Consider the following 16682-nt stretch of genomic DNA (forward strand, 5'->3'; position numbering starts at 1 on the left):
CAAAAACGAACACAAAAGCGAAAACGAAGCAGCGCTAGCGACGGGCATGTGCGGCCTGTTGCACGCTGGCGCACGGAGGAACAAGAAAAGCCCCGCTTCCGCGGGGCTCTTGTCGGGCAGGCAGCCGATGGATCAGCTGGCGTGCTTAAGGACCTGCTTGCGGTCGCGCATCACGTTGTGGCACTCGCGGACGCTGGGCAGCAGGGCCTGCGCTTCCGCACGCGCGGTCGCCGGGGTGTCTTCGTCGTTGATCGTCTCATTGAACGCCTTCAGCAGGCGGTCTTCGGACTCTTCCAGTTCGGCCACGTAGCCGTAGGTGGTGTCGCCCAGCGTGGCGCGCACCTTGCCGTAGAACTGCTGCATGCTGCCGACCAGCGTGCCGTGCTCGGCCGGCTTGCCGCCGGTGGACGCAACGACCGCGCTGAGGCGCGCCACGATGTCCTGCTTCACACCGGCGATGCGCGTGAACAGGGCGGCCAGTTCGGCATCCTTCACCTTGCCGGCGGCTTCGGTGTAGAAGCCGTGGCCGTCGCGCGCGATCTCGATCAGGTCATTGAGGCTGTGCTGGATCTTCTTCTGCGTATCCATGGGGGAAACTCCAAGGGGAAAAAGGGAACGGGGTCTGATGCCCTCGTGCTTCCAAGGTCGCCGAATGGCGATCAACATCGCGTGACCGCGAAGATGAAGCGTTCACCAATGTGGTCGGGGCGAGAAGCGGATGTCATGCCGGCGTGATCGCGGACGTACGCATGGACCTGCTCAAGTTATGCGCCTCGCCGCCGATAGGATGAGCTCGAACATGCCCACGAAGGCAGGTCCTTGTGCCGCTGCTTGCGAAAATGACGGGATGGTGGAAACGCGAGGCACCGGCCGCGCGCCCGGCGTCCCCGGTCGCTCCCGCCGGAGACCTTCCGGCCGGCGCTGCTGCGTCGCCCGCGGTCGCGCGCGACTGGGCCGGGCCGCTGCTCCGGCTGGCGGGACTGGATGCGGCATTGCCGCCGATACCCGACGACAGTGAGCCCATCATCGCCGCGGCGCGGCAGGCGCTGAAACGCTTCGTCACGGATCCCCAGCGGCTGCCGCGGCGACCGCAGCTGCTGCCACAACTGTTGAGCACGCTGAACGACGCCGACGCGTCGAGTCGCGACATCGCCGAGATCATCGGACGCGATCCCGCACTTGCCGCCAACCTGCTGAAGCTGGCCAACAGTGCGCTGTATCGCCGCCACGAAGCGCCGGTCGAGAGCCTGGACCGGGCGGTCGCGATGGTCGGCGTGGATGGCCTTCGCCATCTGGTCGCGGTCGCGCTGATGCAGCCGGTGATGCGCGTGGAGGGCGGCGTCTTCGGGCGTTTGCCGGACCTGATCTGGGATCACACGCAGCGCACGGCCTTGCTTGCGGCGCAGGCGGTGCGGCCGGGCGGACGCGAGGATGTCTTCGCTGCCCAGCTGCTGGCCCTGCTGCAAGGCCTGGGTGCCGTCGTGGTCGTGCAGGTGCTGCGGGATGCCTGCGCGACGACGAAGGGCTCGTTGCCGCCTGCGGACACGGTCGCGGGACTGCTGCACCGCTGGGCGCCACGGGTGGGGCAGGCCGTCGCCCGCGAGTGGGATCTGTCCGCACGACTGATGCAGGCGCTCGACGAGCAGGGTGCCGGCGATATCGCGGCGATGGGTTCGCTGGCCCGCGGTCTTGCCCTTGCGGCACCCCAGGCAAGCGGGGCGATGGAAGCGCCGCCGGTGGCCGACGCTGCCTGAGCCCGCGTCGCGGATGCCTTGTCAGGCGGGCAGCGTCTCGGCCTGCAGGACGAAGAGCCGGTCTGCCGGCACTGGTTCACCCATCAGGTAGCCCTGGTAAAGATCGCACCCCAGCTGCCGCAGGTGCTGTCGCTGGCCGGTCGTCTCCACGCCCTCCGCCACCACCCGCAGGTTGAGCGTCTTGCCCAGCGCGATGATCGACGCGACGATCGCGACATCTTCGGCATTGGTTTCCAGTTCGCGGACGAACGCGCGATCGATCTTCAGTTCCGACGCCGGCAGCCGCTTCAGGTAGAGCAGGCTCGAATAGCCGGTGCCGAAGTCGTCGATGGAGATCTTCACCCCCATCCGCGTGAGTTCCTCGAGGATACCGAGGCTGGCGTCGGCATCGCGCATCGCGGTGGTCTCGGTGATCTCCAGGGTGAGGCAGGCCGGCTGCACCCCATGCCTTTCCAGCGCACCGGCGACGGTGTCGACCAGGGTCGGCGAGGAGAACTGCAATGGAGACAGGTTGATTGCCACGTGGGCGATGTCGTGGCCCTGCTCGCGCCACGCGCGCATCTGGCGGCAGGCATCGTCCAGTACCCAGTCGCCGAGGGCGAGGATCAGGCCGCTGCGTTCGGCGGCGGGAATGAAGGCGCCCGGCGGCAGCAGGCCCAGTTCCGGGTGCTGCCATCGCAGCAGGGCCTCGGCGCCGACCATGCGGTAGTCCGGCGCCGCGAACTTCGGCTGGTAGTGCAGCACCAGCTCGCCGCGATCGACCGCACGGCGAAGATCGTTCAGCAGCTTCACCTGCTGGTGGGCGCTGATGTTCATCGTGGGCGCGAAGAAGGTGTAGCCGTTCCGGCCATTGTCCTTGGTGTGGTACATCGCGGCGTCGGCATGCGCCATGAGTTCGCGTTCGTCTTCGCCATCGGACGGATACAGCGCGATGCCCATGCTCGCGGTGACATGCAGCTCGACGCCGTGGACCTGCAGGGCCATCGCGCCCACCGCATCGATGATGCGCTGCGCCACCATGGCCGCGTCATCCGGGTCGGTGCCGGCCACGACCAGGACGAATTCGTCCCCGCCGAGCCGGGAGAGGGTGTCCGGCCCACGCAGCAGGCCGCGCACGCGTGTCGCGACCTCCACCAGCAGGGTGTCGCCGGCCTGGTGGCCGTAGGCGTCGTTGATGCCCTTGAAACCGTCGAGGTCGAGGAACATGACGGCGAACTGCTCGCGCTTGCGCCTGGCCTTCTCGATGGCCTGGTCGATCCGGTCCTGCAGCAGGATGCGGTTGGGCAGGCGGGTGAGGGGGTCGTGCAGGGCGGCCTGCACCAGTTCCTCGTTGGCACGTGCGAGCGAGTGCGCCAGATGGTGGGTACGCGCATGCATCTGCCGGTCGAGCACCGACACGATCAGCGCGATGCCCATGATGGCGACCGTCGCGACGACCACGAGGATCGCCAGCCACTGCGCCGGCACGCCGCCGTCCCGGGCCGCCCCGCACCAGCTGTCGGCCGGGAATCGCGCCGCCGCCATGCCGGTGTAGTGCATGCCGACGATGGCGAAGCCCATCACCACGGCGGCGAGCGCACGCAGCGCGTACTTGCGGCGGCCGCCGCTGCGCAGGTGGAACGCGATCCACAGCGCCGCGCCGGAGGCCGCGACCGCGATGGCGATCGACAGGGTGAACCAGCCGGCGTGGTACTCGATGCCGGGCTGCATCTGCAGCGCCGCCATGCCGATGTAGTGCATCAGTGCGATGCCCGTCCCCATCAGCACCGCGCCCAGCAGCAATCGGCGATGCGGCAACTGCGGCCGCGACACCAGCCAGAGCGCGAAGGCCGAGGATCCGATCGCGGCCAGCATCGAGCAGACGGTGAGGGCCAGGTCGTAGCCCAGCGGAATGGGCAGGTGGAACGCCAGCATGCCGACGAAATGCATCGACCAGACGCCGAGGCCCATCGCGAACGCGCCACCGGCCAGCCACCAGCGTGCGGCCGTGCCGTGCGTGGTCGCGACGCGACCCGCCATGTCGAGGGCGGTATAGGACGCGAGGATGGCGACCAGCAGGGAAGAGAGAACGAGGATCTCGTTGTACGTGCCGGTCATGGGGTGGGGCGTTACCCGGGGATGCGAGCGTATCGGCCATTACTAGCGGCCTCGCGCGGCCAGTCTTGAGGGTGGCGGGACGCAACGAGGCGCTCGCAGGCACACGCCTTGCATCTGCCCGGACGCTGGCGCAGTGGGACGCGGGTGCTGGAGCATGCCGCCTGTGGCCGTTACCATGCCGCACCAGCAGGGGGCGTCGATGCGCCTCCGGTCGAGGTTGGATCGTGCATGTCGGGGAGGTCCCTCCGTGAGGCGGGGCTGACATGCGTGGCCAGGGAACGGCAGCCTTCGGGGGTTGCCGTGATGCGATGCACCTTCACGTTTTCCAGGGGTCCACATGTCCACTCTTTCCGGCGCCGCGCGCCGCGTCCGCCTGCTCGGCCGCCTGTTCGGCGTCATGGTGTTGGCGGGCACGGCCGCCATGGCCACGCATGCCGGCGCCGCGACGCTGACGTTCACCAGCAATGCGGGCTTGGGGGATGGCGTCGCCGCAGATGGCGACGGTGGCTCGGTGGATATCGGCGGCATTTCCATCCAGATCGTCAATATCAGCGATACCGCCGGCTCGAGCCTGGGCTCGATTCAGTGGTATGACAACTCGTTCCTCGCCAGCAGCGATGGTGGCTTTTCCGCGATTACCTATGACGACGGCGTAAATGGCTTTGCGAAAGGCATGGCTATCCGCTCGGCGAATGGTGCCGAGTTCAAGCTGACATCTTTCCGGTATTACAGCTGGGGTAACAGCTCGCCGATGACCAACGCGGTCGTTGGCTACCGGGATGGAGTGCAAGTCGCCTCGATGACCTTCCAGGCGTTCGATCCCAGCTACCTGCCCATGACGGTCTCGCTCGGTTCAGCGTTCGACTACGTCGACGACGTGCGCATGTATACCCAGTCGGGTGGAGACGCCGGCGGTGCCGGTGGCTGGCATTCGATCAATTCCGTCGCGATCGACCCGGCGGTGCCGCCGGATACAACGCCGCCGGCCGTCACCTCGGTCAGCTCCAGCACGGCCAACGGCACCTACAAGATCGGGGACGTCCTCAGCATCCAGGTAGGTTTCAACGAGAACGTACTGGTTTTCGGCACGCCGCAGCTGACGCTGGAAACGGGTGCCACTGATCGCACGGTCAACTATGCGAGCGGCAGCGGCACCGGTGCGTTGACGTTCACCTACACGGTTCAGGCGGGCGATGTCTCGACCGACCTGGATTACGTCTCGACCAGCGCACTGGCGCTCAATGGCGGTTCGATCCGCGATGCGGCCAGCAACAACGCGGTGCTGACGCTGGCCTCTCCCGGCACGGCCAACTCTCTGGGCGCCAACAAGAACCTCGTCATCGACGGCACCGCGCCATCGGTCGCCTCGGTGACATCGTCGACCGCCAACGGGACGTACCGGATCGGCGATGTCATCAGCGTGCAGGTGAACTTCAGCGAGGTGGTCACCGTCTCCGGAACTCCGCAGCTCACCCTCGAAACGGGTGCCACCGACCGCACCATCACCTATGCCAGTGGCAGCGGCACCAGCACCCTCAGCTTCAGCTACACCGTCGTGTCGGGCAACGCCAGCGCCGACCTGGATTATGTGTCCACGTCGGCTCTGGCATTGAATGGCGGAACCATCCGCGATGCCGCCGGCAACAATGCGACGCTGACGCTGGCAGCACCCGGCGCCGCCAATTCGCTGGGCGCCAACAAGAACCTGGTCATCGACGGCGTCGCTCCGTCGGTCTCCGGCATCGCGGTGAGCGGATCGCCTGCGTCGACCGATACCAGCATGGCCTTCACGGTCACCTTCAGCGAACCCGTCGTGAACGTTTCCACCGATGACTTCACCCTGGTCGGTACGGGATCGGCGACAGGCACGATCGCCAGCGTGTCGGCTTCCAGCGGCAGTTCGATCGAGGTAGGCATCGCGTCGATCACCGGCAACGGCACCCTCAAGATCAACCTCAACGGCAGCACCAACGTCACCGACAATGCCGGCAACAGCATTGCGGCCTACAGCGGCGGCAGCATCCATACGGTCGCCATTCCGACAGCCCCTGCGGCGCCCACCATCGGCACGGCGACCGCCGGCGATGGCCAGGCAACGGTGACGTTCACCGCGCCCGCCAATGGTGGATCGGCGATCACGACCTACACCGCGACCGCCAGCCCCGGCGGCGCCACCGGTACGTGTGCCGGACCGGCCGCATGCGTGATCACGGTGGGGTCGCTCACCAACGGCACGGCCTATACCTTCACTGTCACGGCGACCAATGCCATCGGCACGGGGTCGGCATCGGGCGCCTCGAACAGCGTCACGCCGAAAGCGGACCAGGTCATCACCTTCGCGCAGCCGGGCAACTACAACGTCGGCGCAACGCCGACGCTGACCGCGAGCTCGGACTATGCGCTGGGTGGCGCGACCGGCCTGGCCATCGCTTTCAGTTCGTCCACCACCAGCGTGTGCACGATCACCACGGGCGGTGCGCTGACCTTCGTCGCGGCCGGCACGTGCACCATCGATGCCGACCAGGCCGGCAACGCGTCGACGAATGCGGCGAGCACGGTCACCCGCAGCTTCACCGTCAATGCGGTGGTGCCCGGCGCGCCGACCATCGGCACGGCCAGTGCGGGCAACCAGCAGGCGACCATCACCTTCACCGCGCCGTCCAGCACGGGTGGAAGCGCGATCACCGGCTACACCGTCACGGCGAATCCCGGCGGAAGCACCGGGACGGGGTCAGGCTCGCCGATCACCGTCACCGGTCTGACCAACGGCGTGAGCTACACCTTCACCGTGACGGCGACCAACAGTGCCGGCACCGGCGCCGCCTCGGCCGCTTCCAACGCGATCCAGCCTGCGGCGCCGCAGACCATCACGTTCGCCAATCCCGGCGCGCAGAACTTCGGTACCAGCCCGGATCTCCGCATCCTCAACGGCGGCGCGTCCGCCACGTCCGGACTGGACGTGACCTTCACGTCGTCGACCCAGGGCGTGTGCACGGTCTCGTCCGAGGGCGTGCTGACGTTCGTCTCCGCGGGCACCTGCACGATCAATGCGGACCAGGCCGGTGACGGCAGCTACCTGGCGGCGACGCAGGTGAGCCGCTCGTTCACCGTCAATGCGGTGATACCGGGTGCGCCGACGTCGGTCGTGGCCACCGCGGGCGACACGCAGGCCGGCGTGGCGTTCGTGGCGCCGACCAACACCGGCGGAACGGTGATCAGCGGCTACATCGTCAGTGTGATTCCGAACGACGTAGCGCCTGTCAGCGGCGCCAGCTCGCCCATCGTGGTGACTGGACTGACCAACGGCGTGAGCTACACCTTCACCGTGGAGGCGGAAAACGTGGCGGGCGTGGGACCGGCGTCCTCGTCGTCGAATGCGATCACACCGGCGGCGACGCAGACGATCACCTTCAACAACCCCGGCGCGCAGAACTTCGGTACCACGCCGACGCTGACGGCGACGTCTGATTCCGGCCTGACGCCGACGTTCACCTCGTCGACCACCGGGGTCTGCACGATCACCACCGGCGGCGCGCTGACGTTCGTCACGTCCGGCACCTGCACCATCAACGCCGACCAGGCGGGCGACGGCAGCTACCTCGCGGCGACGCAGGTCACCCGCTCGTTCACCGTCAACGCCGTGTTGCCGGGTGCTCCGACCATCGGGACGGCAGCGATGGCCGCCCCGGGCGAGGTCGATGTCGCGTTCACCGCGCCGGTGAGCAGTGGCGGCGCCCCGATCACCGGCTACACCGTGACCGCGAGTCCGGGAGGTGCGACGGCGACGGGCACGGGCAGTCCGGTCCGCTTCACCGGTCTCACGCCGGGCACCAGCTATACCTTCACCGTACGCGCGACCAACAGCGTGGGCATGGGCGCGGCATCGGCCGCCTCGAACGCGGTCACGCCGATGCCGGCGCTGACCGTGGGTCCGGCGAGCGTGTCGCTGCCCTACAACGCGCCCGCCGCGCCGGTGACACTGCCGATCACCGGCACGCCCGACTCGGTGGCCGTGGATACCGCGCCGTCGCACGGCACCGCGACGGTGAACGGCACCACGATCACCTACCAGCCGACGCCGGGGTATGCCGGCCCTGACAGCTTCACGTACACCGCGACCGACGCGTACCAGACCACGGCGCCGGCGCTGGTCAGCATTACGGTGGCCCCGCCCAGCGTGGTGCTGGACGCGACGAGTCCGCCCAATGGCATCGGCGGCGCGGCATACGCGCACGCTTTCATCGCCAGCGGCGGCGCATCGCCCTATGTGTTCGACGTGGTGGGAGGCGCGTTGCCGGACGGCGTGAGCCTGGGATCGGACGGACGCCTCGTCGGTACGCCGACCGTGGCAGGCAGCTTCACGGTGACCGTGCGCGCGACCGACAGCAGTACCGGCACCGGTCCGTTCACCGCGCAGCGCCAGTACACGCTGCAGGTGGCGGCGCCGCAGATCCTCTTCTCGCTGTCGGCACTGCCGCAGGGGACGCATGCGAGTGCGTTCGACCAGACACTGTCGGTCAGTGGCGGCACTGCGCCCTACGCCTATGCGGTGACGGCGGGCCAACTGCCGCAAGGGGTGACGCTGAGCGCCGCCGGCGTGTTGGCGGGTACGCCGACGCAGGCCGGCCGCTTCGCGTTCACCGTCGAAGTCCGCGATGCCAATGGCTTCACCGCTGCACAGCCGTATGAGCTGGTCGTCGCGCAGGCGGCGCAGGCGATCTCCGGCTTCGCTGCCACTCCGGCGACCCCGGTGTTCACTCCGGACGGCACCTTCTCCGTGGCCGCCGCGGGCGGTGCATCGGGCAACGCGGTGGTCTTCGCCAGCATCACGCCCCAGGTCTGCGCAGTCAGCGGTTCGACCGTCACCATGCGCGCGGTCGGCCGTTGCAGCCTGACCGCGGACCAGGCGGGCGATGCCAACCACCAGGCCGCACCGCAAGTGCGGCTGGATGTCGACATCGCTGCGGCGGTGCCGACGCTGGTGTGGCCGGAAACGCTGCGGAAGGTATATGGGGAGCCGGCATTCGACCTGGCCAACCCGCAGAGCCCCAGCAGCGGCGCGTTTACGTTCGCCAGCAGCGATCCCGCCGTGGCCAGCATCAGCGGGCGTACGGTGACGCTGCATGCGGAAGGGGAAACGGTCATCACCGCCACGCAGGCCGCGGCCGGCAACTACGCCGCTGCCAGCGTGGAGATGCGCCTGCAGGTGGACGTGCGCCCCGATCCCACGCGCGATGCGGTCGTGGTGGGCCTGTTGCAGGCGCAGGTGGATGCCAGCGTGCGCTTCGCCAACGTACAGCAGTCCAACATCCGCGACCGCCTGCGCCAGGTGCGCAGCGGTGCGAACGGCTCCAGCAACAGCGTGACGCTCGCGTATGCCGGCGACGAGGATCGCCAGGGGCTTTCAGTGCCGGTAGGCCAGGCGACCGGCCAAGCCTGGCCGGCGCTGCCGCAGGGGTGGGGCGGCTGGGCCTCGGGCACCGCGACGTTCGGCAAGCGCGGCGGGGCGGGTGGCTACGACGTCCAGACCGACGGCATCACGGTGGGTGCGGACCGCGCGTTCGGCGAGCATCTGCTGGTGGGCGTGGCCGGCAGCCTGGCGCGCAACGACAGCGACCTGGGCGGCGACGCCTCGCGGCTCAAGGCGGACCAGCGTTCGCTTGCGCTGTATGGCCTGTGGCGCAGCGGCGAACACGTCTTCGTGGATGCGATGCTCGCCACTGGACGGCTGGACTTCGACCTGCGTCGCTGGAGCGAGGACGCCGACGCCACGGCGACGGCGGTGCGCGATGGCGAACAGTGGTTCGGTTCGCTGGCACTGGGCTATGAGCACCGCAGCGATCGTATGACCCTCACCGGCTACGGTCGTCTCGATGCGAGTCGCACCACGCTGGACGCGTATCGCGAACACGGACTGGATATCTATGATCTGGCGTACCGCCGGCAGGTGGTCGAGAACCGGGCGCTGGCACTGGGCCTGGAGGGCAGTTACCAGGCAGGCGGCGCGAATGGCCGCTACCGGCCGTTCTGGAGCCTCGAATACCGCCAGGCGATCGAGGACAGGGGCGATGCCACGATGAACTACGTGGTCTGGCCGCATCCGACCGACTATCGACTGGACCTGCAGAGCTACAACGACGACGCCCTGTCGTTGGCGGCGGGCGTGGACATGAAACTGCGCCGCGGCTGGTTGCTGTCGTTGCTGTTCGGTCACGAACAGGCGAGCAGCGGCACGCAGGGGAGCAGCATCGGCCTGCGCCTGTCGTATGGCCAGCCGTCGAGCGGCGGCTTCGTACGGGACGACGGCACGATGGCGAGCGAGGAGGCACGTCGTTGCGGACGACGCTGTGCCGGTAACGCGAACGCCGACGCATCGCGCTGACCCGCCCCCGTGGTCCTGCGGCCTCCACGACGCCCGGCGATCGCCGGGCGTCAGGGGGCGGGGGCACCGCATCGACGTCCCTGGCATCACCTTCGGCAGGGGTCGGCGCAGGCGGCTGGCGGGTACCCTGAGGGGCCCGCCCGCGCGTGATGCGCGCACGCCCTGTCCCGGAGGATCCCGTTGAAGAAGACCCTGCTGTCCGCCGCCACCCTGCTGGCCCTCGCCACCGCCGCCCCGCTCGCGGCCCACGAAGACCGCAGTTGCCTGGATGAGGGCTGCATGCTGCAGTCGCTGTTCGCCGAGCCCGATACCGCGGGTACGACCGTTCCGACCATTGCGGCCCAACGCTTCGGTACCTGGGGTATCGACACCGCGGGCATGGACCGGCAGGCGAAGCCCGGCACCGACTTCTTCCGTTATGTCTCCGGCACCTGGGCCGACACGACGCAGATTCCCGCCGACCGCTCCAGCTACGGGGGGTTCGCCATCCTGCGCGACCTGTCCGAAGCACGCCTGCGGGTGCTGGTGGAAGGCTATGCGCTGGGCGATCCCGCGACGGGGGGCGACCCCGCCAAGATTGCGGCGCTGTACCGGGGCTTCCTGGACGAGACGACGGTCGAAGCGCTCGGGGCGAAGCCCCTGCAGCCGGTCCTGGCCGACATCCGCGCAGCCAGGGACAGGAACGCGCTGGCCCGCCTGATGGGTACACGCGGCGGCTTCTACGACAGCTTCTTCAACCTCAGCGTCAGCGACGACCAGAAGAATCCGGACCGGTATGCGCTCTACCTGAGCCAGGGTGGCCTTGGCCTGGGCGATCGCGAAATGTACCTGCGCGACACCTTCAAGCCGCAGCGCGAGCGCTACGTGGCGTACATGGCGCAGATGCTGCAGTTGGCCGGCTGGGAGAAGCCGCAGGAGAACGCGACGGCGATCCTGGCGCTGGAGACGCGCATCGCCGACGCGCACTGGACGCGCGCCGAGAGCCGCAACCGCGACAAGACCTACAACCCGCGTCCGCTGGCGGAGTTCGCGTCGACCTCGCCCGGCTTCCCCTGGACGGACTTCTTCCGGGCGGCAGGCGTCGAAGGCGCGGGCCGCGCGGTGATCCGCCAGGACAGCGCGATCCCGAAGATCGCCGCGATCTTCGCCGGGACCGATGTCGCCACGCTGCAGGCCTGGCAGGCGTTCCACGCGACCGACAACGCGGCGCCGCTGCTGTCGAAGGACTTCTCGGTGGCGCAGTACGAGTTCCGCGACAAGTTCCTGTCGGGACAACCGCAGCAGCGCGAGCGCTGGAAGCGGGGCGTGTCGTTCGCCGAGTCGGCCATGGGCGAAGCGATCGGTCGCGACTACGTGGCGCTGTACTTCCCGCCGGACGCCAAGGCCAAGATGGACGCGCTGGTCGCCAACGTGAAGGCGGCCATGGGCGCGCGCCTGGATGCGCTGGCGTGGATGAGCCCGGCGACCAAGAAGGAGGCGCACGCCAAGCTCGCCGGTTTCGGCCTGAAGATCGGCCACCCTGAGACGTACCGCGATTACAGCGCGCTGGTCGTGAAGAACGGCGACCTGTTCGGCAACGCGCAGCGCGCCGGCCGATTCGAGTGGGAGTACCGCCGCGCACGCATCGGCCAGCCGGTCGACAAGGGCGAGTGGGGCATGACGCCGCAGACGGTGAACGCGTACTACAACTCGGTGAAGAACGAGATCGTGTTCCCGGCCGCCATCCTGCAGCCGCCGTTCTTCGACCCCGACGCCGATCCGGCGGTGAACTATGGCGGCATCGGCGGCGTCATCGGCCACGAGATCATCCATGGTTTCGACGACCAGGGCAGGAAATCCGATGGCGCGGGCGTGCTGCGCGACTGGTGGACCGCCGAGGACGCAGCCAAGTTCGAAGTGCAGGCGGCCAAGCTCGGCGCGCAGTACGAGGCCTACGCGTTCCCGCAGCTGCCCGGCATGCACATCAACGGCCGCGTGGCGATGGGCGAGAACATCGGCGACCTGGGCGGCCTGACGATCGCGCTGGAGGCGTACCACCGCTCGCTGGCCGGCAAGCCGGCGCCGGTGATCGATGGCTTCATCGGCGACCAGCGCTTCTTCATGGGCTGGGGCCAGGTCTGGCGCACCCTTTGGCGCGACGATGCGCTGCGCCAGCAACTCGTCAACGGTACCCATTCCCCCGGCCACATCCGCGCATTCGCACCGTTGCGCAACATCGACGCCTGGTACGACGCGTTCGGCATCAAGCAGGGCGACCCCTTGTACATCGCTCCGCAGGATCGCGTGCGGATCTGGTGATATCGCATCGGGACGCCGTCCGAGTGGCGGCGTCCGGCAGGTGTTTATCCCGTTGACGCAGGAAAGCAGTCTTGCGCATGCGCAAGCTACGCGTATGCCCGGCTTGCATCATGCTGCGTGCGCACCGATGATGCAGGCCATCGTCGTCGTCCGATGCCGTTCGCATCATGCCCGCCACACCCGCGTCCTCCCAGCAAGGCGATCTGTTCGGCGGCCCGCAGCCGGGGCGGCTGCATCGCCTGTTCTTCGCGCTGCTTCCGTCGGCCGGTGAGCGCGAGGCGCTGCGGCACCGCGTCGAGGACCTCGGGGCCGCGTTTCCGCTGGCGCGCTGGGTGCGGCCGGAACGCTTCCATCTGACGCTGCATTTCCTCGGCGAGAGCGATGGGCCGCGCAACGACATGGTGGCCGCCGCGCACGAGGCGATGCGCGACTGGCAGCCGGAACCGGTCGGCATCACCCTCGATCACCTGCTGTGCCTGGGCAACCCGAAGCATCCGGCGCTGACGCTGGCGGCCCTGCACCCGTCGCCGACGGTCGTCGCTTTCTGGCGCAGCCTGCAGCAGCGGCTGCTGCGCGCAGGCTTCAAGCAGCATGTCGGCCGCAGCTTCGTGCCGCACCTGACGCTGGCCTATGTGCCGCCCCGCACCACGCCGGTGGACGTGCCGCCGGTAGTGCTGCACCCGCAGGAGGTGCACCTGTTGCAGAGCATCGAAGGCGAGGCGGATTACACGCGCCTGGGCGAGTGGTCGCTGGCGGAATAGGTCCCGCATCCGCGCCTGCAGGCCGCGAGCCGGTCCTGCAGGGATGCACGAAGAGCGCTTCGCCGCGTTGACGCCATCGGGGTACGACGGCTAGCGTCACGGCTCTTTCGCCCGAGGTCCCCGCATGCGCGTCGCCATTCCCTTGCTGCTGTTGCTGGCCGGCATGGCGCCGGCATCCCAGGCGGCCCCGGTGCCGACGCAGGGTCGGGACGGGATCGAGGTCGGTGCGGTACTGGCGCCGCGCGACCGGGTCGATCCGGAGAACCGCATGCTCCGCGAGCGGCTGGACACGTTGCTGCCACGGCTGATGAAGGACGCCGATCTCGACATGTGGGTGGTGATCGCGCGCGAATACGCCGAGGATCCGGTGTACTTCACGCTGGTCCCGCAACCCGCACACGCCGCGAGGCGCACCACGATGCTGGTGTTCCATCGTCAGCCCGACGGCAGCGTGCAGCGCCTGTCGATCAATCGCTACCCGTTTGGCGCGCCGTACGAGACGGCGTGGGCCGGAGGCGACCTGAAGGCCCAATGGGATGCGCTCGGCGCCCTGATCACGGCGCGCGATCCGCGCAGGATCGGTATCGACGTGTCGGACGAATGGGCGGTCGCCGACGGACTGACGCATGCGTTGCACGAGCGCCTGCGCTCGGCGTTGCCGGCCGCGCTGCGGGATCGGCTGGTGTCCGCGGAAACGCTGGTCGTCCGCTGGATGGAGACCCGCACGCCGGGTGAGCTCGCCGCCTATCCGCATATCGTGTCGCTCGCCCGTGGCGTGGTCGCGGAAGCGTTCTCGGGCCGTGTCATCACGCCTGGCGTCACCACCACCGACGACGTGGCGTGGTACATCCGCCAGCGCTTCGAGTCATTGGGTCTGGCGCCTTGGTTCATGCCGGACGTGAACCTGCAGCGCGCCGGTACCGCCTGCACCGACGACGCGCCGTTCTGCGGCGAGGAGGGCGTGATCCAGCCGGGCGACGTGCTGCATACCGACGTGGGCCTGTGCTACCTCAAGCTGTGCACCGATACCCAGGAAATGGCCTATGTCGCCCGTACGGGTGAAACGGACGTGCCCGCCGGCCTGCGTGCCGCGCTCGCCCGGGGCAACCGCTGGCAGGACGTGCTGACCGGGCAGTTCGTGGCTGGCCGCACCGGCAACGAGATCCTGGCGGCGACGCAGCGCGAGGCGACGCGGCAGCAGCTGCGTGCGTCCACCTATTCGCATCCGGTCGGGTTCGTGGGCCACGCACCGGGGCCGACGATCGGCATGTGGGACAACCAGGGCGTGACACCGGGACAAGGCGATTGGCCCCTGCATGCGGACACTGTCTACGCGATCGAGGGCAACGTGAAGGCGGATGTGCCGGAGTGGGGCGGGCAGAACGTGCAGATCAAGCTTGAGCAGATGGCTGTGTTCGACGGAACGAAGGTGACCTACCTGGCTGGACGCCAGGTCGCCTGGCACGTTGTGCGGTGACGCGCCGTACGCACCGACGATAGGATGCCCGCATGAGCGCCGACGCCCACCTGATCGCCTGCCCGCATTGCGCGGCGATGAACCGTGTGCCGCCGGCGCGGCTCGCCGAGGCGCCCAGCTGCGGGCGCTGCCACCAGGCCTTGTTCACTGGCCGGCCGCTGGCACTGGGCGAGGCCGATTTCGACCGCCATGCGCTGCGCAGCACGCTGCCGTTGCTGGTCGATTTCTGGGCGCCCTGGTGTGGGCCGTGCCTGCAGATGGCGCCGCATTTCGAGCGTGCCGCGATGGCGCTGGAGCCGGCGATGCGCCTGGCCAAGGTGGACACGGAAGCCAGTCCCGGACTGGGCAACCGATTCGGCATCCGCAGCATTCCGACACTGGTGATGCTGCAGGGCGGGCGCGAGATCGCGCGGCAAAGCGGGGCGATGCAGGCGGATGCGATCGTGCGCTGGGCACGGGGACAACGGGCGTGAGGGCGCAGGCGATGCCCGCCCGCGATGGCCGTGCTGGGCGCAGTGCGAGCAGCCCGGACGCTGGAGGAGCCAGGGCGTGACGCTGCCGACACTCGCGACGGAGCGTTTCCGCCTGCGTCCGCTGGCCGCGCAGGACGAAGCGCTCTATGTCGCCATCTACACGGACGACGCGCTGATGCGTCATGTCGGCGAGCCGATGACGGCATCGGACGCGCGGCGCGCGTTCGACGCCTTCCTCCGGTCCAATGCGCACGCGGATCTTCGACGTGCGTGTTGCTGGGTGATCGAATGCGGAGGGAACGACAGCGAAGTCGTCGGCCTGCTCGCATTGTCCCCGCATTCCGGTGCGGCCGAAATCGGCGTCATGGTCCTGGCGCCCTGGCAAGGCCGCAAGGTGGCGCAGGAGACCATCGCGTTCCTGTCCGGCCACCTGTTCGAAGAAGGCGCGTGGCCGCGCACGTTCAGTCGCCACGCGCGCGACAATGACGCCGGTGCGGGCGTCATGCGACGGCTGGGGTTCCACGCGATGGCGGAGGTGCCAGGGGGATCGGCGTTCCGGGGTTGGGAAATGACGCGGGATGAGTGGATGCGGCGGTTCGCCGCTCAGGCAGGGGCAAAGCAGTGACGGGACTCGAGGAAGCAGACGCGGGGCGGGGCCGGCTCGCGTGCGTGGGCGTGGGCATGACCCTGGGGGCGCACCTGGCACCGCGTGCGCGGAGCCATATCGAACAGGCAGACGTCGTCTTCAGTGCCATGTCGGACCCGATCGTCGAACTGTGGGTGCAGGGCATGAATGCAGATGTCAGGAGCCTCCAGCCGCTCTACCGGGAGGGCAAGCCGCGGCGCGAGACCTACCGCGAGATGGTCGAGGCGATGCTGGCGGAGGTGCGGCGGGGGCGACGTGTATGCGGTGCCTTCTATGGCCACCCCGGCGTGTTCGCGCAGGTCCCGCACCGGGCGGTGGAGCAGGCGCGCGCCGAGGGGTTCGAGGCCGTGATGGAAGCCGCGGTGTCGGCGGAAGACTGCCTCTACGCCGACCTGGGCATCGACCCGGGCGCAGTGGGTTGCCAGCATTTCGAAGCGAGCCAGTTCATGTTCTACGAGCGCAGGGTGGACCCGTCTGCGTATCTGGTCCTGTGGCAGATCGGCGTGGCGGGCGATCTCTCGACCGGGCGGCTGTCCACCGACGCCGGTACCAAGCAGGTGCTGGTGGACCTGTTGCTCGGCGATTACCCGGCAGGCCATGAAGTGATCGCCTACGAGGCGGCCACGCTGCCGATCTCGCGCCCCCGCATGGACCGGCTGCCGCTGGACCAGCTGCCCACGGCGACGCTTTCGGCCGCGACCACCCTGGTGGTTCCGCCTGCCGTCCCGCTGCGGAGGAACGAGCAGGTCCTGGCGCGCCTGCGCGCCTTGGGCGGCTGAGGGCGCCGGACCGCC

General features: G+C 68.8%; 10 protein-coding genes. 8 read left to right on the forward strand and 2 right to left on the reverse strand.

The annotated features are described in order from the left end of the window. Positions 1 to 132: 132 nt before the first annotated feature. Positions 133 to 588, reverse strand: coding sequence for a PA2169 family four-helix-bundle protein (locus ACSQ19_RS15305; protein ID WP_296278268.1), 456 nt, complete (start codon positions 586 to 588; stop codon positions 133 to 135). 251 nt (positions 589 to 839) lie between these two features. Between ACSQ19_RS15305 and ACSQ19_RS15310 the strand changes: the two genes are divergently transcribed. Beyond that, the gene (locus ACSQ19_RS15310) at positions 840 to 1754 is read left to right on the forward strand and encodes an HDOD domain-containing protein (protein ID WP_435998135.1); all 915 of its coding nucleotides are present in this window, start codon (positions 840 to 842) and stop codon (positions 1752 to 1754) included. 21 nt (positions 1755 to 1775) lie between these two features. Here ACSQ19_RS15310 and ACSQ19_RS15315 read toward each other — a convergent pair whose 3' ends face one another. Next, positions 1776 to 3851: a putative bifunctional diguanylate cyclase/phosphodiesterase gene (locus ACSQ19_RS15315; RefSeq protein WP_435998137.1), complete on the reverse strand. Its 2076-nt coding sequence runs from the start codon at positions 3849 to 3851 to the stop codon at positions 1776 to 1778. A 337-nt stretch (positions 3852 to 4188) separates the two neighbouring features. Between ACSQ19_RS15315 and ACSQ19_RS15320 the strand changes: the two genes are divergently transcribed. The 7 genes from ACSQ19_RS15320 to ACSQ19_RS15350 all read left to right on the forward strand — a co-directional run bounded on the left by ACSQ19_RS15320 (position 4189) and on the right by ACSQ19_RS15350 (position 16667). Beyond that, positions 4189 to 10233: a fibronectin type III domain-containing protein gene (locus ACSQ19_RS15320; protein ID WP_435998139.1), complete on the forward strand. Its 6045-nt coding sequence runs from the start codon at positions 4189 to 4191 to the stop codon at positions 10231 to 10233. Positions 10234 to 10413: 180 nt separating this feature from the next. Continuing rightward, positions 10414 to 12531, forward strand: a complete 2118-nt coding sequence (locus ACSQ19_RS15325) for a M13 family metallopeptidase (protein WP_435998141.1) — start codon at positions 10414 to 10416, stop codon at positions 12529 to 12531. Between the two features lie 167 nt (positions 12532 to 12698). Further along, complete coding sequence (gene thpR, locus ACSQ19_RS15330) at positions 12699 to 13292, forward strand: RNA 2',3'-cyclic phosphodiesterase (protein WP_435998143.1); 594 nt, start codon at positions 12699 to 12701, stop codon at positions 13290 to 13292. A 124-nt stretch (positions 13293 to 13416) separates the two neighbouring features. Continuing rightward, positions 13417 to 14769 carry a M24 family metallopeptidase gene (locus ACSQ19_RS15335; RefSeq protein ID WP_435998145.1) on the forward strand — a complete coding sequence of 451 codons (1353 nt, stop codon included), beginning with the start codon at positions 13417 to 13419 and terminating at the stop codon, positions 14767 to 14769. A 32-nt stretch (positions 14770 to 14801) separates the two neighbouring features. Continuing rightward, positions 14802 to 15242 (forward strand): thioredoxin TrxC, encoded by a 441-nt coding sequence (trxC, locus tag ACSQ19_RS15340; RefSeq protein ID WP_296278261.1) that lies wholly within the window; start codon positions 14802 to 14804, stop codon positions 15240 to 15242. A 76-nt stretch (positions 15243 to 15318) separates the two neighbouring features. Further along, the gene (locus ACSQ19_RS15345; RefSeq protein ID WP_435998148.1) at positions 15319 to 15867 is read left to right on the forward strand and encodes a GNAT family N-acetyltransferase; all 549 of its coding nucleotides are present in this window, start codon (positions 15319 to 15321) and stop codon (positions 15865 to 15867) included. Then, positions 15864 to 16667 carry an SAM-dependent methyltransferase gene (locus ACSQ19_RS15350; protein WP_435998150.1) on the forward strand — a complete coding sequence of 268 codons (804 nt, stop codon included), beginning with the start codon at positions 15864 to 15866 and terminating at the stop codon, positions 16665 to 16667. Before ACSQ19_RS15345 ends, ACSQ19_RS15350 begins: the two co-directional genes overlap by 4 nt. Positions 16668 to 16682 lie beyond the last annotated feature (15 nt).

It is taken from the genome of Pseudoxanthomonas sp. LjRoot127 (assembly GCF_964253495.1).
Classification (GTDB): domain Bacteria; phylum Pseudomonadota; class Gammaproteobacteria; order Xanthomonadales; family Xanthomonadaceae; genus Pseudoxanthomonas_A.